Here is a 1,247-nt window from a genome sequence, read left to right as displayed (position 1 = left end):
GTCAAGTACTGAGGGTTTGGTGACGCCGCTGACCGGCGTCAATCGGCCAGGACCTGTCTTTCGGATGCGTCTGCATTCGAGTGACACCTTGAGCGACTTCGATGCCTCCAGACAGAAGGGACTCGACATGCATAGCGCCGCGCCATGTCGTACTTTGGGATGAGACACTCCGCTCGATGAGCCTGACGTTCTCAATAGAGCCGCTGCACTCGGATGCCTTTGATCCGTTTGCAGCCTACCTCGCCGATCATGTCGCCGACAACGGCCGCGACGGGATGCCACTGTTCCAGCCGCTGGCCAGAGCCGATTCGCGCTTCGAAGGCGAACGCGCCCGTGCCTTTCGGCAGGCACTCGACGTGCCGCTGTTCGAGCCTGGGTGGCGACGTGCTTGGGTTGCGCGCCTGGCCGACGGCCGCATCATTGGCCATATTGATCTCCGCGCGCGAGCTGAAGCCCATACGTCCCATCGCTGCATTCTGGGCATGGGCGTCGACGCTGGGCGGCGCCGCACGGGTGTCGGCGCCGGACTTCTGGCGCATGCACGCGAGTGGGCAACGTCTCAGACTGCTCTCGACTGGATCGACTTGCAGGTTCTATCGTCCAACGATTCGGCGATCCGCCTGTATCGGCGCTCAGGCTTTGTCGATATTGGAGAGATCGTCGACCTGTTTCGTATCGAGGGACGATCGATGGGATTCCGGTCGATGGCGTTGAAACTGATGCGCGAGGGACACTGAGCTGAGAGCCAAAGTCGCCAGCCGGCCAGGTGCGGCCTGTCGCCGGCGACTGCTATCGGGTAGGCTTGCCTCGATCGCCGGGCGGGCAATCACTCGGCGCCGCTACTCGTTTACATAGAAATCCTATGACAGAACTGCCGGAAGAAATTCGTGAGGCGATTGCTCCTGGAGAGCACGCCCTCTGGTGGGGTCGACCGCGTCAAGGAGTCGTTTTGCGCGGCTCCGACGTCTTCACGATTCCATTCAGCCTCATGTGGTGTGGTTTTGCCATCTTCTGGGAGATTGGCGTCGCCAGTTCCGGCTCGGCCCCAGGATTCTTCGTGCTCTGGGGCATACCGTTCGTAGCGGTCGGCCTCTACATGGTGATCGGAAGATTCTTCGTCGAAGCCATGCAGAGGTCGAAGACCTACTACGCGCTGACCTCGGATCGCGTCCTGATCGTCTCTGGAGTCATTTCGCGCACCATCAAATCGCTGTCGCTGAACACCTTGTCCGACGTCACCTTGACCG

Annotated in this window: 2 protein-coding genes; both read left to right on the top strand. The window is 60.9% G+C overall.

All coding sequences use genetic code 11. The features are described from left to right. The first annotated feature begins 176 nt into the window (after positions 1–176). Positions 177–737, top strand: a complete 561-nt coding sequence (locus AC1D12_RS33625) for a GNAT family N-acetyltransferase (protein WP_477825158.1) — start codon at positions 177–179, stop codon at positions 735–737. A gap of 125 nt (positions 738–862) precedes the next feature. After that, on the top strand, positions 863–1,247 hold a 385-nt coding region (locus AC1D12_RS33620; protein WP_477845416.1), incomplete at its 3' end, for a hypothetical protein.

This window comes from Rhizobacter sp. P1_G5 (genome assembly GCF_056405435.1).
Note: the sequence above shows the minus strand (reverse complement) of the source record. Positions and strands in the feature narration are given on the sequence as shown.